Raw genomic sequence first — 23900 nt, forward strand, 5'->3', positions numbered from 1 at the left:
GGGAGGACCGAAGATGTACCAGACCACCTATCATCGCGCCTCCTCAATCGACGAGGCCGCCAGCCTGTTCGCAAAAGGCAGCGAGTCGAAGTTCCTCGCCGGCGGTCAGACGCTGCTGCCGGTCATGAAGCAGCGCCTCGCAGGTCCCTCCGACGTCATCGACCTCGGCAGGATCAAGGAGCTGCAGGGCGTCGAGCTGTCGGGCGACACGCTGACCATCAAGGCGGCGACGACCTATTACGACATCATGACGAATGCCGATGTGAAGCAGGCGATCCCCGCGATCGCCTATCTCACCTCGGTGCTCGGCGACCCCGCCGTGCGTTATCGCGGCACGATCGGCGGCTCGATCGCCAACAACGATCCGGCTGCGGATTTCCCGGCGGCGCTGCTCGCGCTCGGCGCCACCGTGAAGACCAACAAGCGGTCGATTGCGGCGGATGATTTCTTCCAGGGCCTGTTCACGACGGCGCTGGAAGACGGCGAGATCATCACCGCCGTGTCATTCCCGGTGCCGGCGAAGGCAGGCTACGAGAAGATGCGGCATCCGGCCTCGCGCTTTGCGCTCACCGGCGTGTTCGTGGCGCAGACCAAGTCGGGCGAGGTGCGGGTCGCCGCCACCGGCGCCTCACAAACCGGCGTGATGCGGGTGGGCGCGATCGAGGCGGCGCTGAAGGCGAACTGGTCGCCGTCGGCGATCGACAGCGTGACGATTTCGGCGAACGGATTGCTGGCCGACATCCACGGCACGGCGGAGTATCGCGCCAATCTGATCAAGGTGATGGCACAACGCGCGGTCGCCGCTGCGCGCTGACGGTTCGGCTAAAGCGCGATGCGATTGGGATGAATCGTCATCGCGCTTTAGGTTATTGTTCCAGCATGATCCTTTCGGAAAACCGCTACGCACTTTTCCGGATCATGCTGTAGCGTCTCCACGCAAATTTTCCGCGGCGCGCACTTTGGTGCGCGCCGCTTTATTTTGGCCGTGCGGCATGAAAACCGCTTGCCTCGCTGGCGTGAAGGCGAGAAAAGTTAATCGGCCGATTAACTCGCTCAACAGAAGAAACGTCAGAGGCAATTGCCGACGCCGGCATGCGCCCGCGACCCGAGGAAACAACAACGTGCTCGACAAACCAGCCCAAGAAAAACCAGAAGGCTCCTCCGTCCGCGCTTCCGGCCCGCTCTCGGGCTTCCGCATCGTCGAATTCGCCGGCATCGGGCCCGGTCCGTTCGCCTGCATGATGCTGGCCGACATGGGCGCCGACGTCGTCACCCTCGACCGCGTCGGCGCCAAGAAGAGCATGAAGTCGGTGGCCGGGCGCGGCCGCAAGGTGATCGAGCTCGACCTCAAGGACAAGGCGGCGATCGCGCAAGTATTGGATCTGCTCGCGAGCGCGGACGCGCTGGTCGAGGGTTTTCGCCCCGGTGTGATGGAGCGGCTCGGCCTCGGGCCGGACGTCGTGCTCGCACGCAACCCGAAGCTGGTCTATGGCCGCATGACCGGCTGGGGCCAGGAAGGTCCGCTCGCCAACGCCGCCGGTCACGACATCAATTACATCTCCATCACCGGCGCACTCGCCGCGATCGGCACGAAAGAAGCGCCGGTGCCGCCGCTCAATTTGGTCGGCGATTTCGGCGGCGGTGCGCTCTATCTCGTCGTCGGCGTGCTCGCGGCGCTTCTGGAAGCGCAGAAATCGGGCAAGGGCCAGGTGGTGGACGCGGCGATGTGCGACGGCGCGGCCTCGCTGATGTCGTTCTTCTTCGACATGACCACGATGGGACGCTGGACCGAAGTGCGCAACCAGAACCTCCTCGACGGCGGCGCGCATTTCTACGGCGTCTACGAATGCGCCTGCGGGCACTTCGTCTCGATCGGCTCGATCGAGCCGCAATTCTACGCGCTGCTGCGCGAGCACGCCGGCCTCACCGACGCCGATTTCGACGCACAGATGGACCGCAAGGCCTGGCCGGCGCTGAAGGAGAAGCTGAAGGCCGTGTTCAAGAGCAAGACGCGCGAGGACTGGTGCAAGATCATGGAAGGCACCGACATCTGCTTCGCGCCGGTGCTAACCATGTCTGAGGCGACACAGCATCCGCACATGGTCGCCCGCAACGTCTTCATCGAGCGTCACGGCGTGAAACAGCCGGCCCCTGCGCCGCGATTCTCGCGCACGCCGTCGGCCGCGCGCGAGCCGGAGGCGGCGGAAATCGGAGCGGTGATGAACGCGTGGAAGGCGCCGAAGTAATTTCCGCGGTCATCCCGGGGCGCGCGGAGCGCGAGCCCGGGATCCATATCCACAGTCGCGTAGGGTGGGCAAGGGCGCGAAGCGCCGTGCCCACGTCTTCGCATCAATTAGGCAGGACGTGGGCACGCTTCGCTTTGCCCACCCTACAGCAGTGTGCGTGACGGCGGCAGCCTACGCCGCGTCCCCCACTTTCAACACCCCGCGCCGGATCTGGTCCTCCTCGATGGATTCGAACAGGGCCTTGAAATTGCCCTCGCCAAAACCGTCGTCGCCCTTGCGCTGGATGAACTCGAAGAAGATCGGGCCGATCGCGTTGGCCGAGAAGATCTGCAGCAACACCTTGGTCTGGCCGCCGTCGGCCACGCCCTCGCCGTCGATCAGGATGCCGTTCTTCTTGAGCCGCGCGACGTCCTCGCCATGCTTCGGCAGGCGCGTATCGATCTTCTCGAAATAGGTATCGGGCGGCGACGGCATGAACGGCAGGCCGGCCTCGCGCAGACCTTCGATGGTGCGGTAGATGTCGCGGCAGCCGCAGGCGATGTGCTGGATGCCTTCGCCGCGATAGGTTTGCAGATATTCCTCGATCTGGCCGGAATCGCCGGCGTCCTCGTTGATCGGAATGCGGATCTTGCCGTCGGGGCTGGTCAGCGCGCGCGAGAACAGGCCGGAGGCGCGGCCCTCGATGTCGAAGAAGCGGATCTGGCGGAAGTTAAACAGCTTCTCGTAGAAGCCGGCCCAGACATTCATGCGGCCGCGATGGACGTTGTGGGTGAGATGGTCGAGATAGAACAGGCCGGCGCCATGCGGCTTGGGATCGCGCGCGCCCAGCCATTCGAACTCGGCGTCATAGGCCGAGCCCTTGGCACCGTAGCGATCGACGAGATAAAGCAGGCTGCCGCCGATGCCCCTGATCGCGGGCACGTCGAGCGTCTTCTGCGTCGATGACACATCGGCCGGCTCGGCGCCGAGCGCAATGGCACGGTCATAGGCCGCCTTGGCATCGACGACGCGAAACGCCATCGACGGCGCACAGGGGCCGTGCGCGGCGACGAACTCATAGCCGTGCGTGCCGGGCTCCTCGTTGACGAGATAGTTGATGTCGCCCTGGCGATAGATCGTGATCTTCTTGGTTCTGTGGCGCGCGACGGGCGCATAGCCCATCAGCTTGAACAGCGCGTGCAACTCTTCCGGATTGGGATGCGCGTATTCGACGAACTCGAAGCCGTCGGTGCCCATCGGGTTGTCGGCAGTGATCGTGGCCGGCGGTGCATCGTGCGGAAACGGTCCCATGGTGTTCTCCCGAATGGCTGCTGACAGGAACTATCCTTCATGGGTCATGCAATGAGCGTGCAAACGAAACGGGCTTTGGCTATTCTATGCACGATCCGTGCATGAAATGGATGAAATACGCATGATTTCTGTTGACGCCTTCGACCTCAGGATTCTCGGCGCGCTTCAGGACGATGGCCGCCTCACCAACCAGGAGCTCGCCGAGCTCGCGGGCCTTTCAGCCTCGCAATGCTCGCGGCGGCGGATGCGGCTGGAGGAGGAGAAGGTGATCGCGGGCTACCACGCCGACCTCTCCAGCGAGGCGCTCGGCTTCGGCGTGATCGCCTTCATCCAGGTGGGACTGGCGACCCACTCGCCGGACAATTCCAAGCGTTTTCGCGCGCTGGTGAACCGGATCGACGAGATCCAGGAGGCGTATTCGCTGACGGGCGATGCCGACTATGTGCTCAAGGCCGTGCTGCGCGATCTCAAGGGCCTGTCCAATCTCGTCAACGACGTGCTGATGCCGCACCAGAGCGTGGCGCATGTGCGCTCCTCGATCGTGCTTGATAGGCTCAAGGAGAGCTCCAAGCTGCCGCTGAAGGAGATCAAGCCCGGCTGAAATCGAGGGAACTATGGCATTCGCGCTGGCTAGGCGATCTGCGATGATCGCAACTCTCGTTGCGGAGATTCAACATGGCGCTGCAGCTGCGACCGAACTGCGAATATTGCGATTGCGACCTGCCGCCTGATGCGACGGATGCGCGGATCTGCTCCTACGAATGCACGTTCTGTGCGGACTGCGTCGAGACCAAGCTGTTCAACGTCTGCCCGAACTGCGGCGGCGGCTTTGCCCCGCGCCCGATCAGGCCGGCGCAGGAATGGCGGCCGGGCGTGTGCACGGCCAAGCAGGTGCCGTCCGACAAGCGGGTGCATCTGAAGTACAGCGTGGAGGATGTCGCGGCGCATTGTGCGCGGGTGCGCGACGTGCCGCCGGAGCGGCGGTAGGCTCCATCCACGCCGTCATTGCGAGCGCAGCGAAGCAATCCAGACTGTCTCCGCGGAGGGATTCCTGGATTGCTTCGCTGCGCTCGCAATGACGGAGGTTGTGGCGGCGCCTTCGGCTACTCCGCCGCCAAAATCGTTCCCTCGACCTCGCCGAAGCCGACGCGGTAGCCGTTGCCCTGGCACCAGCCGCGCATCACGAGGCTGTCGCCGTCCTCCAGGAACGAGCGCTTAGCGCCGCCGGGCAGCTCGACCGGCTCGGTACCGTTCCAGCTGATCTCGAGCAGGCTGCCGCGCTGGTTCTTCTCCGGGCCGGAGATGGTGCCGCTTCCTAAGAGGTCGCCGACATTCATGGCGCAGCCCGAGGAGGCGTGGTGCATCAATTGCTGCACCGAGGACCAGTACATGTACTTGAAATTGGTGCGGCTGATGCTGGCGGGCGCATTGGCGCCGGCGCCGCGCAAGGACACGTCGAGCTCGACATCGTAGTTCTGGGGCCTCGTCTGCTTGAGATAATCCAGCGGCACCGGCTGCTGCTCCGGCCCGTTCAGGCGGAACGGCTCCAGCGCCTCGCGCGTCACCACCCAGGGGCTGATCGAGGTCGCGAACGCTTTTGCCAAGAACGGACCGAGCGGCACATACTCCCATTGCTGGATGTCGCGCGCGCTCCAGTCGTTGAGCAACACGAAGCCGAAGATCATCTCCTCGGCCTGTTGCTCGCTCAGCATGCCGCCCATCGGCGACGGCTGGCCGATCACGACGCCCATCTCCAGCTCGAAATCGAGCCGCTTGCACGGCGCAAAGCTCGGCAGCTCCACATTCGGCGGCTTCAGCTGCCCGCGCGGCCGCTTCACCTTGGTGCCGGAGACGACCACGGTGGAGGCGCGGCCGTTATAGGCGATCGGCATGTGCAGCCAGTTCGGCTGCAGCGCATTGTCCTTGCCGCGGAACATCACGCCGACATTGGTGGCGTGCTCCTTGGAGGAATAGAAGTCGGTGTAGCCGGAGACGGCGAAGGGCAGATGCAGTCTGGCCTCGCGCGTCGGCACCAGAGCCTGCTTGCGCAGCTCCTCGTTGTCACGCAGCTCCGGATGATCCGCACGCAGGAGCTCGCTGATACGTGCGCGGGTCCTGGTCCAGACCTTCGGCCCCAGCGCCATGAAGGGATTGAGCGAGGGACCCGAGAACACGCCGAGTGGGCCGACGTCGAGCCGGGAATCCTGCTCGAGCTCCCAGAGATCGAGCACGTAGTTTCCGATCGCGACGCCGACGCGCAGCGTCGGATTGGAAGCGGTCGAGAACACGCCGTAGGGCAGGTTCTGGATCGGGAAGTCGGAGGCGGGATCGACGGCGATGAAGGAGCTGAGGCTGGGGTCGTTGGGGTGGGGCATTGGTTTCCCGTGGGCGCAGCGGTGAGGGTGTCACCCTCCCCTGGAGGGGGAGGGTCGGCTCATATTGAGCGCAGCGAAATATGAGACGGGATGGGGTGATCTCTCCACTCGGGCAGTTTTCCTTGCGGAGAGACTGTCACCCCACCCCGCTACGCATTCCGCTTTCGCTGCATGCGTAGCGACCCTCCCCCTCCAGGGGAGGGTAAGAGGCATCACGGCTTTGTCGGATCGAAGCGCTTCTCCAGGCCTTTCCAGCAATCGGCGTAATCGTCCTGCAGCGTCGACGACTTCGCCGCATGCGCGGTGACGCGCTGCGGGTAGCGGGTCTCGAACATGAAGGCCATGGTGCCGGTCAGCTTCACCGGCTTCAGTTCGCCGTTGCTGGCGTGCTCGAAGGCGTCGCGGTCGGGGCCGTGCGGCAGCATGCAATTGTGCAAGGAGATGCCGCCGGGGACGAAGCCCTGCGGCTTGGCGTCGTAGACGCCGTAGATCAGGCCCATGAACTCGCTCATGATGTTCATGTGATACCAGGGCGGACGGAAGGTGTTTTCCGCGACCATCCAGCGCTCCGGGAAGATGACGAAATCGATATTGGCGGTGCCCGCGGTCTCCGAGGGCGAGGTCAGCACCGTGAAGATCGAGGGATCGGGATGGTCGAAGCCGATCGCGCCGACGGGCGAGAAGGTGCGCAGATCATACTTGTACGGCGCGTAATTGCCGTGCCAGGCGACGACGTCGATCGGCGAATGCGGCAGGGCCGTCTTGAACAGCGAGCCACCCCATTTCACGTAGAGCTCGGTCGGCGTGTCCTTGTCCTCGTAGTTTGCCACCGGCGTCAGGAAGTCGCGCGCATTGGCAAGGCAATTGGCGCCGATCGGCCCGCGCTCCGGCAGCGTGAAGGCGCCGCCGTAATTTTCGCAGAGATAGCCGCGCGCCGGCCCGTTCGGAATCTCGACGCGGAACTTGACGCCGCGCGGGATCACCACGATCTCGCCAGGCTCGGCATCGATGCGGCCAAACTCGGTGACAAGGCGCAGATTGCCCTGCTGAAGCACGAACATAAGCTCGCCATCGGCATCATAGAAATGCTGGTCCACCATCGACTTGGTGATGAGATAGACATGCGCGGCCATGCCGGCTTGCGTGTTGACGTCACCCGCCGTCGTCATGGTCTGCACGCCCTGGACGAAGGTGACCTCTTCCTTCGGCAGCGGCGTCGGATCCCAGCGCAGCTGCGCGATCGGTAGGTCGTATTCATGGCACGGCGCCGAACGCCACAGGCCGGCATCGACCTTCTCGAAGCGGCCGGAGTGCTTCACGGAAGGCCGGATGCGGTAGAGCCAGGAGCGCTCATTGCTGCCGCGCGGCGCGGTGAAGGGCGAGCCCGAGAGCTGCTCGGCATAGAGCCCGTAGGCGCAGCGCTGCGGCGAGTTGCGCCCGATCGGCAGCGCTCCCGGCAGCGCCTCGGTTTCGAAAGAATTGCCGAAGCCGGACATGTAGCCCGGCGTCACCTGGGCCGAGCTGCGGATGATCTGGTCAGGCGAGGTATTGATGTTCATGACTATCCTCCTCCTTGCAAGGCGGCCCACATTTCCTGGTCGCGCTTGTCGGTCCAGATCACGGGGTCGTCTATACCGGATGCTTCGTCGTAGGCGCGCGACACGTTGAACGGCAGGCAGTGCTCGTAGATGGCAAAGCTCGAGAATTTCGGATCCATCACCTCGCGCGTCGCCGCCATCGATTCCTTTAAGCTGCGGCCCTTGGCGACCGAGATTTCGGCGGCACCATAGAGCGAGGTGACGAAGTCGCGCGTCATCGCGATCGCCTCGCGCACCGTGGCGGTGCCCTTCAGCGCATCGCCGCGGCCCGGCGCGATCGCCTTCGGATTGAAGTTGCGGATCTCGTTCAGCGTCATCGGCCATTCGCGCAAATGCGCATCGCCGCAATAACAGGCCGAGTGATATTCGATGAGGTCGCCCGAGAACATCACCTCCGCATCCGGCACCCAGCCGACAATGTCGCCCGAGGTGTGGCCGGCGCCCAGCTGCATCAGGCGCACCTCGCGCTTGCCGAGATAGATCGTCATCTCGCCTTCGAAGGTCAGCGTCGGCCAGGTCAGGCCGGGAATGCTCTGCGCATCCTGGAACAGGCGCGGAAAGCGGCCGTACTCGGAATCCCAATCCTGCTGGCCGCGCTCCGCAATCAGCCGATGAGTCTCCTGCGAGGCGACGATGCCTTGTGCCTTGTAGGCGGAGGCCCCGAGCACGCGAACGGCGTGATAGTGCGACAGCACGACATATTTGATCGGCTTGTCGGTCACTGTGCGGACCCGCTCGATCACCTTGTTCGCCATGGCCGGCGTCGCCTGCGCGTCGAACACGAGGCAGCCATCGTCGCCGACGATCACGCCGGTGTTGGGATCGCCCTCGGCGGTGAAGGCATAGAGATCGGTGCCGATCTCGGAGAAAGTGATCTTCTTCTCGGAGAGATCGCCGGTGGATGCGAAGTTTTTCGCCATGAATTCGTCCTTACAGGGCTATTGTTGTTGCTGTTGTTGCTGCTGGCCGTCGATCATGCGGCGCTTGGCGAGTCCAATCGCTTCGCGCAGCACGTCGATGTCGCCGATATGGTTGGCGAGGATCAGAACCAGCGCCGCGTCGAAATCGGCGCTCTGCTCCTCGGTCAGGCCGCGATGCGCCTCGACGATGGCACGGAACGCATCGTCGGGGCGCGCGAAGTTCGAGCTGGTGGAGAGCGGCATGCCAACCTCAATACAAACCTTCGGCTCGCGCCAGCGCCGCCGCGATCGCCGAACGCGTCGGATGACGGAAGCGCGCCGCGACATAACCGTCGGGCCTCAGCAGATAAGCGGCACCGGGCACGGCGCCGTAGCGCTTCGCGACCAGGCCCGAGGGATCGGCAAATTCACCGTCGGCACCAATGCGGATGCCGTTGATACCATCAGGCGCATCGATCGGCGCACCATTGCTGAACGACAGCAAGGTGAAGTCCGTTCCAGCCCTGCGGAAAGCGTCGGTCAGATAGATCTGCTCGCCGGCGCGCGTTGCGACGGGCGCGTCGAGCATCGAACAGCCGGGTGAGGGCCCAGCGCGCCATGTCTCCGCATCAAGCGAAGACAGCGGCGAGTGATAGCTGCAAGGCACCGACAGCCTGCCGCCATTGACCATGCGCTTGCCGAACTCGGTCTCCTTGGCCAGTGACAGCACCGCCTTGCGCAGCCGCGCCTCCTGATGCGAGTTCGGCGCCATGAAGTCAGTCGAGCGGGTGGATTCGCGAATGTTCTCGTCGGCCGCCATGCTGCGCTCGAGATGATAGCTCTCCAGCAAGCCCGCGGGCGATTTGCCGCGCAGCACGCGGTCGAGCTTCCAGGACAGATTCTCCGCGTCTTCGAGACCGGAGTTCGCGCCACGCGCGCCGAAGGGCGAGACCTGGTGCGCCGAATCGCCGGCAAAGATCACGCGGCCATGGATGAAGCGATCCATCCGCCGGCATTGGAATTTGTAGAGCGAAATCCACTCGAACTCGAACTTGTCGTGGCCGAGCATGCGCGCGATCCGCGGCCGCACGTTCTCCGGCTTCTTCTCGAGAACCGGATCGGCGTAGCGGTTGAGCTGGAGATCGATGCGCCAGACATCGTCGGGCTGCCGATGCAGCAGCGCCGAACGTCCGGCATGGAACGGCGGATCGAACCAGAACCAGCGCTCGGTCGGAAATTCCGCGGTCATCTTGACGTCTGCGATCAGGAACTGGTCCTCGAACACCTGGCCGGCGAATTCCGCCCCGACCATCTGCCGCAGCGAGGAGCGCGCACCGTCGCAGGCTACGACATATTGCGCATTCAGGCGGTAGGCGCCCTCGGGCGTCTCGATCGTCAAAAGCGCGGAATCGTTGCGCTGCTCGAGCGCTGTCACCTTGTTGCGCCAGCGCAGGTCGATCTCCGGCAGCTCGTTGATGCGATCGACCAGATAGGCCTCGGCGTAATATTGCTGGAGATTGATAAAGGCCGGCCGCTTGTGACCGTCTTCGGGCAGGAGGTTGAACTGGTAGAGCTGCGACTCGCCATGGAAGATGCGGCCGACACTCCACACCACGCCCTTCTCGACCATGCGGTCGCCGACGCCGAGCCGGTCCCAATATTCCAGCGAGCGTTTCGAGAAGCAGATCGCGCGCGAGCCTTCGCCGATGCGGTCGGCATCATCAAGCAGCACGACGCGCTGACCGCGCTGGGCAAGGTCGATCCCCAGCGACAACCCGACCGGGCCCGCGCCGACGATCACGATCGGATGCGCCGCGGGGCTCGAGCCGGGGCGGTCCTGATCGGGGTGACGGCGGTAGCCGAACTGGGTCTTGGCTTGAGCGGTCTTGGCGTTCAGGGTTTTGGCGTGAGGGGTATTGGCCGGCGCCATACACGAACCTCGGCTCTGGTCAGGACAGGATCGATCTGCTAGATAGTCTCACGTGCAACTATTCTGGACCGGAGCCGGCCGGCCGTCAACTGGAATTCGGAGGCGCTCTCCTTGGCGAGGACATCCAGCGACATCGCGCTCAAAGCGCGCGCGGCCGACGAGGCTTCGGCGCAGCCAAAGCCGCGGCTCGATCTGTTCAAGTTCGTGCCGTTCCGCCTCAACCGGCTCGCGGCGGAAGTCAGTTCCGCGCTGTCGGTCGAGTATCAGGAGCGCCACGGCCTCGACATTCCGGCCTGGCGCGTCATCGCCACGCTCGGCTTCCGCAATGATGCCTGCAGCGCGCAATACATTTCGCAATGCACCCGCACTCACAAATCCACCATCAGCCGCGCGGTGACGACGCTGCTCAGCGACGGCCTGATCGAGCGGGTCGAGAACGAAGCCGACCGCCGCGAATTCCGCCTGCAACTGACGAAAAAGGGCCGCGCGCTCTACGAGGAGCTGTTCCCGCAATTGCTGCGGCGGGAGGACGAGATCCTCGCCTGCCTCTCCGCGCAGGAGCGCAAGCAGCTCTCGGCCCTGCTCGGCAAGATCGAGCAGAGCCTCGATCTGATCCAGACCAGCGAAGAGGCGGATGCGAAGCAGGCGTATTAGGGCGCCCACCCATAGGGCGCAGACGTCAGCTTTTTGGGAGTCCGGTTGAGAAAGCTAGGTAGGACCGTGACGGCAGCAACGTATATTGCGATGGTACTTGTGGCGTTTGCCGCGACTCGCGCACACGCCGCTGACATAGGTCATCTGGCTCCCCCTGGAGTCGCTGCAAACGAGTTTCCCTCACCCCAGCGTCCTGTCGCGCGGATCGTCAGCCCGCGCCGCTCCGCCGAAGAGCGCCGCGACGCCCTCAATGAGGCCGGTCAAATCGCGCGCGTTCTTGAACTGAAGCCAGGTATGACAGTCGGCGACATTGGAGCAGGCAGCGGCTACCACACGGTCAGGCTCTCGCACCTCGTCGGCCCCGCCGGCTCTGTCGTTGCCCAGGACGTCACGCGGGATTACCTCGTCGAACTCGCCAGGCGAACAAGACTTCTGAAGTTGACGAACGTGCAATTCGCGCTCGGCGAACCACACGACCCGCGTCTGCCCGCTTCCTCGCTGGACGCCGCAATCCTTGTGCATATGTATCACGAGATAACCCAACCGTATGCCTTCCTCTACAATCTCGCGCCCGCCTTGAAGCAAGGTGCGCGGGTCGGAATTGTCGATCTTGAGCTTCCGACCTCGAAGCATGGCACGCCAATTGAGCTCTTGCGCTGCGAGTTGACCGCCCTCGACTATCGCGAGATCGCCACTTATAAGCTCGCAGGGGACGGAGGATACCTCGCAGTATTCTCTCCTCCGGAGCTGGCGGCTCGAAAATCTCCTCGCGACATCGTTGCTTGCCCGGATCCTGCCGGTGCTCGTTGACATCGCGTCCGCCGCCCGTCTCGGCGCGTAGGATCGGTTGAGCCCTTGCGAAACCCATCATGCGTCATCGCGGATGGATCGATGGGTTTCGCAAGGGCTCAACCCATCTACGAGCTCTGCTCGGCAAGACCGAGCAGAGCCTCGATCTGATCCAGACCAGCGAAGAGGCGGATGCGACGCAGGCGTATTAGCGGACGATATGTTGATTCATATCAATGGTCATCCCCGACCCCTAGAGATCAATTGCCGCTTGATCCCGACGGGAGACGCGCATGCGGATATTAGCTCTCGCTGCTGTCGTGAGCCTGACGCCGGCCACGGCCTTCGCCATCTCCGAGTGCAGGGTCACCGGCAATCCATCCGTGTTTGGCGTGGACATGACGGCCTACTTCGCGGTCAGGTCGGGCGAAACGTGCAATTTCCCGATGCGAATTCCGGGAGCGATGCATCGCTCGGGCGTGTCCCGGAAGCCCGCGCACGGGACGCTCAGACAGGTCAACGTCACGACGTTCAGGTATACCGCGGCATCCGGCTACAAGGGCAACGATACGTTCGCCATCTATGGTGAAGGAAAGGGTCCATACGGCTCGGGCCGATCGGTCATGACGGTGAATGCAACGATCGAGTAGGAGCCACGAACGAACCAGGCGAGGGCCGCTGGGCAAGCCGTTGGCCCGCTCGCATCGCGCTGTTCGGGTCAGCTTCAGAAAGCAGACCTCGCTGCACTCTGATCGAAGGTCAGAATTGGCCAGGAGGCGAACATCTGGCCAGATTAGCTATTCGTTTCGACGCACTCCTGCCTGTCAAGCTCGAATAGGCTGCCCAATTCCAAGAAGGTTGCCTTCGCTGTCGCGGAACCATGCGCCTCTCTCACCGATGCCCTTGCTTGCGTAATTCCCAGCTATCTCGGCGATCCCGTCAACGGTCTTCAGGCCGGGCAAGTCGTATTCCTCGAACTTTACTCCCCTTGCACGAAGTTCCCGCACCGTCGATTCGATGTCCTCGACTTCCCAGCCCATCTGCGTGTGCGTGCCGGATTGCACTCCGGCCGAGATGAATATTGCAAACTCTCCGCTTGCGCAGACGTAGCGCAGACCACCTTCGCGCTGTTCGACCGGGTCGAGCCCGAGTTTCTCGGAATAGAACGCCCGCGCCCGATCTAAATCCTTGGCTGGAAGACGGGCGGCGACCTTCGCTTTTTCTAGCATCCTTCTCTCCTTCTGAGTTCGTCGGGGCGTCATTTGTAGGGCCGTGCTGACCGGATAGCGGCATGATGGGCCAACTCCGGACTTGCGCAGTGCAGCAGATGCCGACCGGTCGCCGGGGAACGACCTACATGTAACCACTGGGCAGAGCATCTGGCGCTTCTGAATTTGGCGACCAACTAAGTTTTGTGGACCGCGCCTGATCCCGTGAGGAAAACATGATCATTGTCCTCTACGTCGCCGCAGGCCTCATCATGGCCGTCGGAAGCCTCTTTTTCGCGTGGCGAAACAGGGAATTTCGCAAATTCTTGGCAGGCGCGTTCTTTGTATCATCAGGCATCTTGTTCTATCTCTTTGTCGCCGAAGTTTCTGTGCCTCTGTTGGGAACAGACTTCGTCGAGATACCGCTGGTCAGCGGCGGCCGTTCCGTCGTCCATTTCATTCTCTTCTTGGTCTGCCTTTACTTTGGCTTCATCAGGCAGCCGAAGACCTAGAGTTCACCTCAATCTTTCGTATTGCTACTGAGCAAGAAGGCTCACGCGTCGGTCAACGGACGGCGCTCGACGGCGAGCACGTCGATTGGCGCGCGGCGTCCGCGCAACCGCGTTGGCCCCAATGGTTCGACCACAAGGTCGGCGGTAGGGTTCGCCAAGCGCAACAGGTCGGCTGAAACGAGCAGGGGTCGATCGATCTCCTTGCAATGCTCCTGCAACCGCGCCGCGACGTTCACGGTATCGCCAAAATAGGCAATCTGTCGGCGTGAATCGCCGCATTCGCTGATCGCCACCAAGCCGGCGTGCATTCCTCCGCGAAAGCGTGGCACTATGCCGAATTCGCGAACATAGAAAGCGGCGTGGTCGACAATCCTGTCCTGGATGGCGAAGAAGCAACCGATACAGCGCCGCGCCGACAGATTGGCAGTCACCCGCCATGTAACGATAGCCTCGTCCCCGACGTAGGCGTGCACCTCGCCGCCATGAGCGAGGATGACTTCGTCAATGTCGAAAAAGACGCGGGTGAGAAGCTCCTGTATTCGCAACTCGCCCATCGACTCGGCGAGTGATGTCGAGCCTACAAGATCGAGAAACAATAGCGCGCGCTCTTCACGCGTCGGACGCCGGTATCGGCCGAGAACGACGCTGAGAAGAACACGGCCGCCGATAAGCCGTATCAATTCGTAGGCCGAGCTGATCAGCATTGACATCAAGAAAGCGACGCCGACGATGCGAGGCAGGCCCGCCGCGAGCCACGCGGCGTCAATCCGGTGTCCATAGAGTGCGGCTTGCAGCCCAATCGCAGCCGCCGCGACCACGATGGCCATGACGACAGATTTGACGAGCAGTTCGCCGACGAGCGGCCATTTCGTCACCCACGCGCTGCTGCGCGAGGTGAAATGGAGGTGAACCGCCCAAGCCGCGAGTGCGACACCCATCCCATGCAGGCCGCTGCGGAGGTAGTTTGCAAGCGTAGCTTCGCTCGGGTCGTCGACAATGTAACGATAGATGCCGCCCGCAAGCAATCCTATTGCAGCCAATACGATAGTGGGCGCCAACGATCTCCGCATGTCGCTTCCACAGGCAGCGGGGGCAGAACAAGTATCACGTCGCTTCGCGCCGTTCAGCCTACATCAATTTGAGCCTTGATCGGCAATTTCACAATGCGGAGCATTGGCAGCTTCGGGGCATTCGAGACAGGCCAGGTCTGCTCTACTCTCGAAGCGGACGCGGTGAACGATCTGCTCTGTCGCCTGGTGCGTTGGCTATCGTGATGCCACGGCGTGAGTGAGGCGGTCGATCGCCGCACTGCCCGGCAGCGATTACGCTTACCCGTGTCTTCGCACGTAGAGCGCGATAAACCGATCGATCATCGGGTTGATCTGCTCCGGCACCTCCAGCGACAGGAAATGCCCCGAGCCGACGGCCTTGGCCGTGACCAGTTGCGGACACAGCGCCGCAAAACGATCCAGATCCGCGAGCCGATGGGCCGCTTCGATGTAGAGCACTGGGACCCGGCACGCCTGGGCGCACTCACGCGCCCGATGCACATCCCAGGGGAAGCGTGTGGCGATGAGACGAGACCACAGAGCGCGCGGCCCTCGACGCTGTTCAGTCAATTCACGCCATCATTCCGCGGCTGGTCGTCGATGGCTCGATCGGAGACCCGAGCCTGGACGTCACTGTCTTCCGGCGTGATCGAGACACTCGCCGCGCCGGCTGCCTCCTCCGCTGATAGCGACGGTGATTGGGGCCGACCTTCGGCGCGGTTGCCACGGAAACGGCGATGTAGCTTCTCACCCTGGTCGAAAATGATGTTGAGCAGCCATCCTGCGATCGGTCGCGCGATTGAACGAAACGGCCTGGCAATGATGAAACCGCCTTTGACATTCTCGATCGGGAAAGCCAATGCGTTGACCAGAGTGTCGGCGGTGACGTACCGATAATTTTCTGCCAGATGCTCGGTATTCATCAGCATCTGGATGGCAGGCTTGTCGTTCTCACCGTCGATCAGGATCATCGAGGAAAATTTGTCGTCCGAACCGGTCAGTGCATTGGCCTCAGCCGTTGTGACGGGATGCAGGCGCACGACGCCAGCTTCGGTTTGTTGGCGGTAGTGCACGGCCAGCGTAAGCTCGCCCATCTGCACCGCAACCAGCAGCGTACTGAGATAATCGGCATTAGGCTCAGGCTTCTCGAAACTGACGCCAGGGACCATTTCGATGATATCGAGAATGCGGCCTAGATCAGCGGCGGCCGCGGCGCGGCCGGCGAGACTCGCGGCCAAGTCGGCAATTGCCCTGGAAGCTTTCGAGAAATGCCCGCTGGCGCCTTTCATGGCGTCGGCAGCAAGGTTTTTGAGTTTTGAAAGCACGCCGAACACCGTTGTGAATGTCAGGCACAACCTAGAAATGACAAATGAATACGTCAATCGGCGTGCACGATCGCGCATCCCCGGGCCGATGCTTTACATCGTCCCGAGCGACGAAAGTCGCTATCCTCACTTGCCGAAACCTACTTCGCCGCCGTCACCACGAGGGACGGACCAGGTCAGGCACGGCCGCGACGGCGCGGGGTCGGCGTGAGGCCGGGAAGGCGGGTGACCACCTTTGTCTCCAAAGTGACGATATCGTCACGTCGCGAACGACCGCGTCGGCGGCAAATGCAGCGCCCAGGCATCGACCTCATCGCTGGCGCGCGGATAGATCTCGGTCACGATCGGATCGTGGCCGGGGATGAACCTGTCGGGATGACCCGCGAGACGCTCGATCGTGTCCCAGCCTTGCGCCATGTCGCCGACATTGTAGACGATCGGGAACGGGCTCCGGCGCTGCAGATTGGCGTAGTAATGCGCGGCATCGGAGGCCAGCACCACGGAGCCGCGCGCGGTCTCGACCTTCACCACCTGCAAGCCATCGGAATGGCCGCCGACGCGGTGCACGGTCACGCCGGGAGCAACCTCGCCGTCGCCGGAATAGAAGGTGACGCGCTCGCCATAGACGTGGCGCACCATCAGCGTGACATGCTCGACCGAGAAGGGGTGGCGCAGCAGGCCGTTGCACATGCAGCGCCCGGTCGCGTAGGCCATCTCGCGCTCCTGCAGATGGAAGCGCGCATTGGGAAAGCGGTCGAGATTGCCGGCGTGGTCGTAATGCAGATGCGTCACGATGACGTCACGAATGGCTGACGCCGCAACGCCGAAACGCTCCAGCGCATCGACGGGATTGAGCGTGAGCTTGCGCGCTCGCGCGCTCGCCTCCTCGGCGTTGAAGCCGGTATCGACCAGAATGTCGCGGCTGTGCCCCCGAATCAGCCAGACGAAATAATCGAGGTCCTGCGCCGCGCTGTCATGCGGGTCGGGCACGAGGAAGTTCATGTGGGGGGTGCGCGGCGACATCGTCGCATAGCGCAGGGCGTAGATCTCGTAGACGTTTCCCATGGGCTCGCTTTTTTTAGAGTTGGATCTTGGACGATCGCGCACACCAAGCCACCACCGGCAGGAAAGGTCAAACCCGGAGGCGAGGCTGCAATGTGAGATCGATCACGTCTTCACCCGCCCTGGCTGCGCTAAGGTCCGCCGACAGCATCGAGGTACCGAGGACCGTCATGACAACCCCATCCATTCCTCTCGCGGCATGCCCATCCGCTGCGGTCCATCATCAGGATAAGGCCGTATCTCCAAGCGGTTGACGCCCTCCGTCCCCGGTTTGATAATGAGGTAAGCGTAAGTTAAGGTCGCCGCGGCGCAAGCTGGAACGGCGCCTTTTGGCTGGACCGCGCTGATTATGAAAATTCGCTTCTTTTTTCTTCTGCCCTTGCTGATCTCGCTCGTCCCGACGGCCCCCTCGCTTGCGGCCGGCGACCGTTTTGCGCTGGTCATCGGCAACGCCAAATATCCGGATGCGGATGCCCCGCTGAAGGAACCGATCAACGATGCGCGCGCCGTCGCCGACGAGCTCAAGCGCGACGGCTTTTCGGTCGAGCTCGGCGAGAATCTGACCGGCGACGCCATGCGCCGTGCCTTCGATAAGCTCTACGGCAAAATCAAGCCGGGCTCGGTCGCGCTGGTGTTCTTCTCGGGTTTCGGCATCCAGTCCGCCCGCCAGAGCTATTTGCTGCCGGTGGATGCGCAGATCTGGACCGAGTCCGACGTGCGCCGCGATGGCTTCAGCCTCGAGACGGTCCTCGGCGAGCTCAACACCCGCGGCGCCGGCGTCAAGATCGCGCTGGTCGATGCGTCCAGGCGCAACCCGTTCGAGCGCCGGTTCCGCAGCTTCTCAGCGGGCCTGACCCCGGTGATCGCCCCGAACGGCACGCTGGTGATGTACTCGGCGGCACTGGCCTCGGTGGTCTCGGACGCCGGCGGCGACCGCAGCCTGTTCGTCCAGGAGCTGCTGAAGGAAATCCGCGTTCCCGACCTGATGGCCGAGGAGACGCTGAACCGCACCAAGATGGGCGTCACCCGCGCCTCGCGCGGCGAGCAGGTGCCGTGGATTTCCTCGTCATTGGCCGAAGATTTCTCGTTCATTCCGGGCGCCGGCGGATCGCGTCCGGCAACGCCGCCGCCCGCGCCTCCCGCCGCGCCGGCTGTCGTCGCCAACAACCCGCCGCCCGCCCCTCCCGCACCGCCGACACCACCGCCGCCGCCGAAGCCGGCCGACAGCGCGGCTGCAGCTCCCGCTCCTGCGCCTCCGCCACCTGCGGCTCCAGTCGCGGCACCGGCGCCCGCGCCTGCTCCCACGCCGAGGCCGCAGATCGAGGCCGCCCTGCCCCCGCCGCCACCGCCGGTGAAGCCGGTTGATCCCGCTCCCGCGCCGAGCACGGACGGTGGGCCGAGCGCTGCCGCCCTGGCTGACGATCCCACGATCAAGAGCCTGACCGCCAAGATTGCCGCCAACCCTGACGACGTGAACGCGCTGTACCGCCGCGGCCAGGTCTATGCCAGCAAGGGCGCCTACAGCCTCGCCATCAAGGATTTCGACGACACCCTCCGGATCAATTCGAAGGACGTCGAGGCCCTCAACAACCGCTGCTGGACCCGCACCGTGGTCGGCGACCTCCAGGCCGCGCTGAAGGATTGCAACGAGGCGCTGCGGCTGCGGCCGAACTTCGTCGATGCGCTGGACAGCCGCGGGCTCGTCAATCTGAAGTCGGGCGCGGTGAAGAATGCGATCGCCGATTTCGACGCGGCCCTGAAGATCAACCCACGCCTGACCTCCTCGCTCTACGGACGCGGCCTCGCCAAGCAACGCAACGGCTCGACCCAGGAGGGGGCGCTGGACATCGCCAATGCCAAGGCGATGGATCCGAACATCGTTCAGGAATTCGCAAGCTACGGAGTGCGCTAGTATTTTTTTGAGTTGGGCCCCCGTCCAAGGCTCGAACCTTGAACAGCCCTGGGAAGACCAATGGGCGGATGCCGCAACAGGCCTTTTCGGGGGCGTGTTGCTTGAATTTTGAGAGCACGTGAGCTGGCTGCGCAGGAGGGACTGGGAATGAGATCGGCTGCAAATTGGCTTACCGCGATTCTGTCCATCATCACCGTCGGCGCCGCGCTGTCGCTGCCGACCTCGGCCACATATGCGGGCGATGACGGCAACAGCAAGAACGTCACCGAGGACGAGATCGTCCGCGCGCTGGCGCCGGCGCCGAAGAAGCCCCTGACCCGCGGCCTCTCGATCGGTCCGCAGACCGAAACCGCACCGAACGCCGCGGAGACCAAGCTGCTGCAGTCGGTGCGCGGCCGCTCGACGCGGTCGCTGTCGTCCATCGAGCGCGAGGAAATCGCCTCCGCGGCCAAGGACAAGCCGAACATCGATCTCGAGATCACGTTCGACTACAACTCCGCCAATATCAGCGCCAAGTCGCTGCCCTCGGTGCAGGCGCTCGGCCGCGCGTTGACTAGCCCGGACCTGAAGGGCTCGACCTTCGTGGTTGCCGGCCACACCGACGCCGCCGGCGGCGAAGCCTACAACCAGGACCTCTCGGAGCGTCGCGCGGATTCGATCAAGCGCTACCTGGTCGAGAAGTACAGCATTTCCGCGACCGATCTCGTCACCGTCGGCTACGGCAAGAGCAAGCTCAAGGACCCGAACCAGCCGCTGGCGGAGGCCAACCGGCGCGTGCAGGTCGTCAACATGGAAAACAAGACCACCGCATCGAAGTGAGCACGACGAATCCATTGCCAGTGACAAGTCGTGATGTCGTGTAAGGTCTCGTTTCCAAAGCGCGTCCCGCAGCCTTGCGGGACGCCGCTTCATGTCAGAAAAGCGCTCCGTTTGGGCCTCGCGCGGATGGCCGTGAGCCAGGTCAGGATGATCCGCCGATGAATTTGACTGAATATCTCAAGCCGGCCGGAACCGTGCTGTTCGTCGCCGCGCTCGGCATCGGCTATTATCTGTTCGAGCATCGCAAGCGTCCTGAGCCGAAGGAGACGCAAAGCGAGGCGCTCGTCATCGTGACGAAGTCGACCAATGCCTGCTTCTCCGATCTGGTGCGGGTGACCGGCTTCTTCGTACCGCGCCGCGAGGCGGTGGTCGTTGCCGATCAGGAAGGCTCCAGGGTCACCGACCTCCTGGTCACCGAGGGCACAATCGTCGCTGACAACCAGGAGCTGGCGCGCCTCACTGCGCCGCCGCAGATTCCGGGCCAGCCGCAGCGGCCCGGCCCGCAAGGCCCGATCTCGCTGAAAGCCCCCGCGCCGGGCCTCATCACCGAGGTCCGCACCATCGTCGGCGCGCCGGCCTCGCCGCAGGCCGGTCCGATGTTCCGCATCGCCGTCAACAATGAGATCGAGCTCGACGCCCAGGTCCCGGCGGTGCACATGTCCAAGCTCACCTCCGGCGCCACCGTGCGGATCAGCCGCGACGATGCGCCCGATCTGATCGGGCGGGTCCGGCTGGTTGCGCCAGAGATCGACCGCACCACGCAGCTCGGGCGGGTCCGCATCAGCGTCGCCAACAACCCCTCGCTCAAGGTCGGCGTGTTCGCTCGCGCCTCGATCGACGCCAAGCGAAGCTGCGGCGTCTCGATCCCGAAGACCGCGATCGATCACCTCACGGTGCAGGTCGTCAAGGGCAATGTCGTCGAGACACGCAAGGTGCGGGTCGGATTGTCGTCCGACAGCGCGACGGAAATCCTGGAAGGGCTGCAGGTCGGCGAAATCGTCGTGGCCGACGCCGGCTCTTCGCTCCATGACGGCGACCAGATCAAGACCATGTTCGCCGATGAACTCGATCGCACGCGGGTACGCTGATGGCTCTCAATATCTCGGCATGGTCGATCCGCAATCCGCTCCCGTCGGTCGTCTTCTCGATCATCCTGCTGGTCCTCGGCTGGGTGTCCTTCACCAAGCTCGCGATCACACGGCTGCCCTCGGCCGACATCCCCGTGATCTCGGTGGCGGTATCGCAGTTCGGCGCCGCACCGGCAGAACTGGAATCCCAGGTCACCAAGACGGTTGAAGACGCGGTCTCCGGCGTCGAGGGCGTCAGGCACATCACTTCGTCGATCACCGACGGCCTGTCGGTCACCACGATCCAGTTCGCGCTCGAGACCAACACGGATCGCGCGCTCAACGACGTCAAGGACGCGGTGACGCGCGTGCGCTCCAACCTGCCGCAGAACGTCACCGAGCCGCTGATCCAGCGCGTCGACGTCATCGGCCTGCCGATCGTGACCTATGCCGCGATCTCGCCCGGCAAGACGCCGGAGCAGCTCTCCTATTTCGTCGACGACGTGGTCAAGCGCGCGCTGCAGGGCGTGCGCGGCGTCGCCCAGGTCGAGCGCATCGGCGGCGTCGAGCGCGAGATCCTGGTCTCGCTGGATCCCGATCGCCTGCAGGCGATGGGCCTGACCGCGGTCAATGTCAGCCAGAGCCTGCGCGGCACCAATGTCGACGTCGCCGGCGGCCGCGCCGAGATCGGCAAGAACGACCAGGCGATCCGCACGCTCGCCGGCGCCAAGACCCTTGGCGATCTCGCCGGCACCATGATCCCGCTGTTCGGCGGCGGCGAGGTCCGGCTCGACGATCTCGGCACCGTCACCGACACCATCGCCGACCGCCGCACCTTCGCCCGCTTCAACGGCGAGCCGGTGGTCGCGCTCGGCATCAAGCGCTCCAAGGGCGCCAGCGACGTGAAGGTGGCCGAGGCCGTGCAGAAGCGCATCGACGCGCTGAAAGCGGCCTATCCCGACGTCGACCTGAAGGTGATCGACACCTCGGTCGAATACACCAACGGCAATTACCACGCGGCGATCTCGACCCTGTTCGAAGGCGCCATCCTCGCCGTGATCATCGTGCTCTTGTTCCTGCGCGACCTGCGCGCCACCATCATCGCCGCGATCTCGCTGCCGCTGTCGATCTTCCCGGCGTTCTGGGCGATGGACCTGCTCGGCTTCTCGCTGAACCTCGTCAGCTTCCTCGCCATCACGCTCTCGACGGGCATTCTCGTCGACGATGCCATCGTCGAGATCGAGAACATCGTCCGGCACATGAACATGGGCAAGTCGCCCTACCGGGCCGCGCTCGAGGCCGCCGACGAGATCGGCCTCGCCGTCATCGCGATCTCGCTGACCATCATCGCCATCTTCGCGCCTGCGAGCTTCATGTCGGGCATTGCCGGACAGTTCTTCAAGCAGTTCGGCATCACCGTCTCGGTGCAGGTGTTCTTCTCGCTGCTTGCCGCGCGCTTCGTCACGCCGGTGCTGGCCGCCTATTTCCTCAAGCACAGCACGCACGAGGAGCCGCCGCCCGGTCCCATCCTGCGCTCCTATCATCGCATCGTTGCCTGGTCGGTGAAGCACTATTTCATCACGGTGCTGATCGGGCTCGGCGTCTTCGCCGCCTCGATCTGGAGCATCACGCTGCTGCCGCAGGGCTTCCTGCCGGCCCAGGACAGCGCGCGATCGCTGCTTGCGCTCGAGCTGCCGCCGGGCACCCAGCTCGCCTACACCGAGAAGGTCACCGAGGACATCGTCGCGCGCCTGCGCAAGCGGCCCGAGGTCAAGAGCATCTTCGTCGACGGCGGCCGCGTCCCGCCGGGCACCCAGGAGGTGCGCCGCGCCGCCCTGATCATCAATTACACACCCAAGGACAGCCGCGACATCACCCAGCGCGAGCTCGAATTCTCGATCAGCCAGGAGCTGGAGAACGTTCCCGATATCCGCTTCTGGTTCCTGGACGAGAACGGCCTGCGCGCGATCTCGCTGGTGGTGACCGGCGTCGATCCCAACATCGTCAACAACGTCGCGAGCGAGCTTGCGACGCAGATGAAGCGCATTCCCACCATCGCCAACGTCATCTCCGAAACTTCGCTGGAGCGCCCCGAACTGCGCATCGAGCCGCGCGCCGATCTCGCCGCACGGCTCGGCGTCTCCACCGAAAGCCTGTCGCAGACCATCCGTGTCGCCACCATCGGCGACGTCGGACCGGCACTCGCCAAGTTCGACGTCGGCGACCGCCTGGTGCCGATCCGCGTGCAGCTCGAGGACGCCGCCCGCGGCGATCTGAAGACGCTGGAGCAGCTCCGCGTGCCGCTCGGCGAGCGCGGCGAGAAGGGCGGCGTGCCGCTTTCGGTCATCGCCGACGTCAAGCTCGACCAGGGTCCGACCAGCATCGGCCGCTACGATCGCGAACGGCAGGCGACCGTTGCCGCCGACCTCGTCGGCTCCGCCGCGCTCGGCGATGCCACCAAGAAGATCTACGACCTGCCGGTCATGAAGACCCTGCCGAAGGGCGTGAAGGTCTCGCCCTCGGGCGATGCCGAAAGCCTGAACGAATTGTCCGACGGCTTTGCGACCGCCATCACGGCGGGGCTGATGATGGTCTATGCGGTGCTGGTGCTGCTGTTCGGCACCTTCCTGCAGCCGATCACCATCCTGTTCTCGCTGCCGCTCTCGATCGGCGGCGCGATCGCGGCCCTGCTCGTCACCGGCAAGCAGCTCACCACGCCGGTGTGGATCGGCATCCTGATGCTGATGGGCATCGTCACCAAGAACGCGATCATGCTGGTGGAATTCGCCATCGAGTCCATCAAGGCCGGCACGCCGCGCGAGGAGGCCATGATCGACGCCGGCATGAAACGCGCCCGTCCGATCGTGATGACCACGATCGCCATGGCCGCGGGCATGATGCCGAGCGCGCTGGCCGTCGGCGCCGGCGGCGAATTCCGCTCGCCGATGGCGCTCGCGGTGATCGGCGGCCTGATCTTCTCGACCCTCCTGTCGCTGGTGTTCGTGCCCGCGATGTTCATGGTGATGGACGATTTCGGCGCCCTGATCTGGCGCTTCGCCAAGCGGCTGATCGTGCACAGCGAGGATGCGGAGATGGATCATGGAGCTGCGCCGGCGGAAGCCAGGCCGGCGCCAACGAGCGTCGCGCGGCCCGCGGCGGAGTAGG

General features: G+C 63.9%; 23 protein-coding genes and 1 pseudogene. 13 read left to right on the forward strand and 11 right to left on the reverse strand.

The window, feature by feature from the left end:
* Positions 1-13 precede the first annotated feature (13 nt).
* Positions 14-814 (forward strand): FAD binding domain-containing protein, encoded by an 801-nt coding sequence (locus tag ABIA45_RS26450; protein WP_404654344.1) that lies wholly within the window; start codon positions 14-16, stop codon positions 812-814.
* Positions 815-1121: 307 nt separating this feature from the next.
* Positions 1122-2246, forward strand: coding sequence for a CaiB/BaiF CoA transferase family protein (locus ABIA45_RS26455; protein WP_404654346.1), 1125 nt, complete (start codon positions 1122-1124; stop codon positions 2244-2246).
* Positions 2247-2417: 171 nt separating this feature from the next.
* Here the strand turns inward: ABIA45_RS26455 and hppD are convergent, their stop codons facing one another.
* Positions 2418-3536, reverse strand: coding sequence for a 4-hydroxyphenylpyruvate dioxygenase (gene hppD, locus ABIA45_RS26460; RefSeq protein ID WP_404654348.1), 1119 nt, complete (start codon positions 3534-3536; stop codon positions 2418-2420).
* A gap of 121 nt (positions 3537-3657) precedes the next feature.
* Between hppD and ABIA45_RS26465 the strand changes: the two genes are divergently transcribed.
* A complete protein-coding gene (locus ABIA45_RS26465) occupies positions 3658-4137 on the forward strand; it encodes an Lrp/AsnC family transcriptional regulator (RefSeq protein WP_036016121.1) in 480 nt (159 codons plus the stop codon).
* A 74-nt stretch (positions 4138-4211) separates the two neighbouring features.
* Positions 4212-4523, forward strand: coding sequence for a DUF1272 domain-containing protein (locus tag ABIA45_RS26470; RefSeq protein ID WP_404654349.1), 312 nt, complete (start codon positions 4212-4214; stop codon positions 4521-4523).
* Positions 4524-4639: 116 nt separating this feature from the next.
* Here the strand turns inward: ABIA45_RS26470 and fahA are convergent, their stop codons facing one another.
* The 5 genes from fahA to ABIA45_RS26495 all read right to left on the reverse strand — a co-directional run bounded on the left by fahA (position 4640) and on the right by ABIA45_RS26495 (position 10338).
* Positions 4640-5911 (reverse strand): fumarylacetoacetase, encoded by a 1272-nt coding sequence (gene fahA, locus ABIA45_RS26475; protein WP_404654350.1) that lies wholly within the window; start codon positions 5909-5911, stop codon positions 4640-4642.
* A gap of 212 nt (positions 5912-6123) precedes the next feature.
* On the reverse strand, positions 6124-7470 hold the full coding sequence (gene hmgA / locus ABIA45_RS26480) for a homogentisate 1,2-dioxygenase (protein WP_404654352.1): 1347 nt from the start codon (positions 7468-7470) through the stop codon (positions 6124-6126).
* A gap of 2 nt (positions 7471-7472) precedes the next feature.
* Positions 7473-8429, reverse strand: coding sequence for an MBL fold metallo-hydrolase (locus ABIA45_RS26485; protein WP_404654354.1), 957 nt, complete (start codon positions 8427-8429; stop codon positions 7473-7475).
* An 18-nt stretch (positions 8430-8447) separates the two neighbouring features.
* A complete protein-coding gene (locus ABIA45_RS26490) occupies positions 8448-8672 on the reverse strand; it encodes a DUF2783 domain-containing protein (protein ID WP_025032749.1) in 225 nt (74 codons plus the stop codon).
* A gap of 7 nt (positions 8673-8679) precedes the next feature.
* Positions 8680-10338 (reverse strand): FAD-dependent oxidoreductase, encoded by a 1659-nt coding sequence (locus ABIA45_RS26495; protein ID WP_404654356.1) that lies wholly within the window; start codon positions 10336-10338, stop codon positions 8680-8682.
* A gap of 111 nt (positions 10339-10449) precedes the next feature.
* Here ABIA45_RS26495 and ABIA45_RS26500 point away from each other — a divergent pair, with 111 nt between their 5' ends.
* From ABIA45_RS26500 to ABIA45_RS26515, 4 genes and pseudogenes are all read left to right on the forward strand, one after another.
* Positions 10450-10992, forward strand: coding sequence for a MarR family winged helix-turn-helix transcriptional regulator (locus tag ABIA45_RS26500; RefSeq protein ID WP_271539781.1), 543 nt, complete (start codon positions 10450-10452; stop codon positions 10990-10992).
* A gap of 90 nt (positions 10993-11082) precedes the next feature.
* Positions 11083-11802 carry a class I SAM-dependent methyltransferase gene (locus tag ABIA45_RS26505; protein WP_404655754.1) on the forward strand — a complete coding sequence of 240 codons (720 nt, stop codon included), beginning with the start codon at positions 11083-11085 and terminating at the stop codon, positions 11800-11802.
* A gap of 107 nt (positions 11803-11909) precedes the next feature.
* Positions 11910-11993 (forward strand): annotated as a pseudogene (locus ABIA45_RS26510) (MarR family transcriptional regulator); the annotation flags it as partial.
* An 81-nt stretch (positions 11994-12074) separates the two neighbouring features.
* Entirely contained in the window at positions 12075-12431 is a 357-nt protein-coding gene (locus ABIA45_RS26515) for a hypothetical protein (protein WP_244941474.1), read from the forward strand.
* A 174-nt stretch (positions 12432-12605) separates the two neighbouring features.
* Here ABIA45_RS26515 and ABIA45_RS26520 read toward each other — a convergent pair whose 3' ends face one another.
* Positions 12606-13010: a VOC family protein gene (locus ABIA45_RS26520; protein WP_157287005.1), complete on the reverse strand. Its 405-nt coding sequence runs from the start codon at positions 13008-13010 to the stop codon at positions 12606-12608.
* A gap of 215 nt (positions 13011-13225) precedes the next feature.
* On the opposite strand from ABIA45_RS26520, the gene ABIA45_RS26525 reads away from it, so the two are divergent.
* Entirely contained in the window at positions 13226-13501 is a 276-nt protein-coding gene (locus ABIA45_RS26525; RefSeq protein WP_404654359.1) for a hypothetical protein, read from the forward strand.
* A gap of 41 nt (positions 13502-13542) precedes the next feature.
* Here the strand turns inward: ABIA45_RS26525 and ABIA45_RS26530 are convergent, their stop codons facing one another.
* From ABIA45_RS26530 to ABIA45_RS26545, 4 genes are all read right to left on the reverse strand, one after another.
* Entirely contained in the window at positions 13543-14559 is a 1017-nt protein-coding gene (locus tag ABIA45_RS26530; RefSeq protein ID WP_404654361.1) for an adenylate/guanylate cyclase domain-containing protein, read from the reverse strand.
* Between the two features lie 270 nt (positions 14560-14829).
* A complete protein-coding gene (locus ABIA45_RS26535) occupies positions 14830-15009 on the reverse strand; it encodes a hypothetical protein (RefSeq protein ID WP_271539786.1) in 180 nt (59 codons plus the stop codon).
* A gap of 107 nt (positions 15010-15116) precedes the next feature.
* The gene (locus ABIA45_RS26540; RefSeq protein ID WP_271539787.1) at positions 15117-15953 is read right to left on the reverse strand and encodes a hypothetical protein; all 837 of its coding nucleotides are present in this window, start codon (positions 15951-15953) and stop codon (positions 15117-15119) included.
* A 180-nt stretch (positions 15954-16133) separates the two neighbouring features.
* Positions 16134-16940, reverse strand: a complete 807-nt coding sequence (locus ABIA45_RS26545; RefSeq protein ID WP_271539788.1) for an N-acyl homoserine lactonase family protein — start codon at positions 16938-16940, stop codon at positions 16134-16136.
* A gap of 346 nt (positions 16941-17286) precedes the next feature.
* On the opposite strand from ABIA45_RS26545, the gene ABIA45_RS26550 reads away from it, so the two are divergent.
* The 4 genes from ABIA45_RS26550 (at position 17287) to ABIA45_RS26565 (ending at position 23899) form a co-directional block, all read left to right on the forward strand.
* Positions 17287-18849: a caspase family protein gene (locus ABIA45_RS26550; protein ID WP_271539789.1), complete on the forward strand. Its 1563-nt coding sequence runs from the start codon at positions 17287-17289 to the stop codon at positions 18847-18849.
* A 147-nt stretch (positions 18850-18996) separates the two neighbouring features.
* Positions 18997-19668, forward strand: a complete 672-nt coding sequence (locus tag ABIA45_RS26555) for an OmpA family protein (protein ID WP_157287232.1) — start codon at positions 18997-18999, stop codon at positions 19666-19668.
* Between the two features lie 158 nt (positions 19669-19826).
* The gene (locus tag ABIA45_RS26560) at positions 19827-20756 is read left to right on the forward strand and encodes an efflux RND transporter periplasmic adaptor subunit (RefSeq protein WP_157287231.1); all 930 of its coding nucleotides are present in this window, start codon (positions 19827-19829) and stop codon (positions 20754-20756) included.
* A complete protein-coding gene (locus ABIA45_RS26565; RefSeq protein ID WP_404654364.1) occupies positions 20756-23899 on the forward strand; it encodes an efflux RND transporter permease subunit in 3144 nt (1047 codons plus the stop codon). The genes ABIA45_RS26560 and ABIA45_RS26565 overlap by 1 nt, the downstream gene beginning before the upstream one ends.
* Position 23900: the final 1 nt, after the last annotated feature.

Source organism: Bradyrhizobium sp. USDA 336, assembly GCF_044908355.1.
Lineage (GTDB): Bacteria > Pseudomonadota > Alphaproteobacteria > Rhizobiales > Xanthobacteraceae > Bradyrhizobium > Bradyrhizobium yuanmingense.

Coding starts and splice junctions, on each gene's coding strand:
- ABIA45_RS26525 (WP_404654359.1), top strand. CDS start 13,226: ATGATCATTGTCCTCTACGTCGCCGCAGGCCTCATCATGGCCGTCGGA.
- ABIA45_RS26450 (WP_404654344.1), top strand. CDS start 14: ATGTACCAGACCACCTATCATCGCGCCTCCTCAATCGACGAGGCCGCC.
- hmgA (WP_404654352.1), bottom strand. CDS start 7,470: ATGAACATCAATACCTCGCCTGACCAGATCATCCGCAGCTCGGCCCAG.
- ABIA45_RS26470 (WP_404654349.1), top strand. CDS start 4,212: ATGGCGCTGCAGCTGCGACCGAACTGCGAATATTGCGATTGCGACCTG.
- ABIA45_RS26515 (WP_244941474.1), top strand. CDS start 12,075: ATGCGGATATTAGCTCTCGCTGCTGTCGTGAGCCTGACGCCGGCCACG.
- hppD (WP_404654348.1), bottom strand. CDS start 3,536: ATGGGACCGTTTCCGCACGATGCACCGCCGGCCACGATCACTGCCGAC.
- ABIA45_RS26490 (WP_025032749.1), bottom strand. CDS start 8,672: ATGCCGCTCTCCACCAGCTCGAACTTCGCGCGCCCCGACGATGCGTTC.
- ABIA45_RS26550 (WP_271539789.1), top strand. CDS start 17,287: ATGAAAATTCGCTTCTTTTTTCTTCTGCCCTTGCTGATCTCGCTCGTC.
- ABIA45_RS26495 (WP_404654356.1), bottom strand. CDS start 10,338: ATGGCGCCGGCCAATACCCCTCACGCCAAAACCCTGAACGCCAAGACC.
- fahA (WP_404654350.1), bottom strand. CDS start 5,911: ATGCCCCACCCCAACGACCCCAGCCTCAGCTCCTTCATCGCCGTCGAT.
- ABIA45_RS26520 (WP_157287005.1), bottom strand. CDS start 13,010: ATGCTAGAAAAAGCGAAGGTCGCCGCCCGTCTTCCAGCCAAGGATTTA.
- ABIA45_RS26560 (WP_157287231.1), top strand. CDS start 19,827: ATGAATTTGACTGAATATCTCAAGCCGGCCGGAACCGTGCTGTTCGTC.
- ABIA45_RS26485 (WP_404654354.1), bottom strand. CDS start 8,429: ATGGCGAAAAACTTCGCATCCACCGGCGATCTCTCCGAGAAGAAGATC.
- ABIA45_RS26555 (WP_157287232.1), top strand. CDS start 18,997: ATGAGATCGGCTGCAAATTGGCTTACCGCGATTCTGTCCATCATCACC.
- ABIA45_RS26505 (WP_404655754.1), top strand. CDS start 11,083: ATGGTACTTGTGGCGTTTGCCGCGACTCGCGCACACGCCGCTGACATA.
- ABIA45_RS26565 (WP_404654364.1), top strand. CDS start 20,756: ATGGCTCTCAATATCTCGGCATGGTCGATCCGCAATCCGCTCCCGTCG.
- ABIA45_RS26540 (WP_271539787.1), bottom strand. CDS start 15,953: ATGCGCGATCGTGCACGCCGATTGACGTATTCATTTGTCATTTCTAGG.
- ABIA45_RS26465 (WP_036016121.1), top strand. CDS start 3,658: ATGATTTCTGTTGACGCCTTCGACCTCAGGATTCTCGGCGCGCTTCAG.
- ABIA45_RS26545 (WP_271539788.1), bottom strand. CDS start 16,940: ATGGGAAACGTCTACGAGATCTACGCCCTGCGCTATGCGACGATGTCG.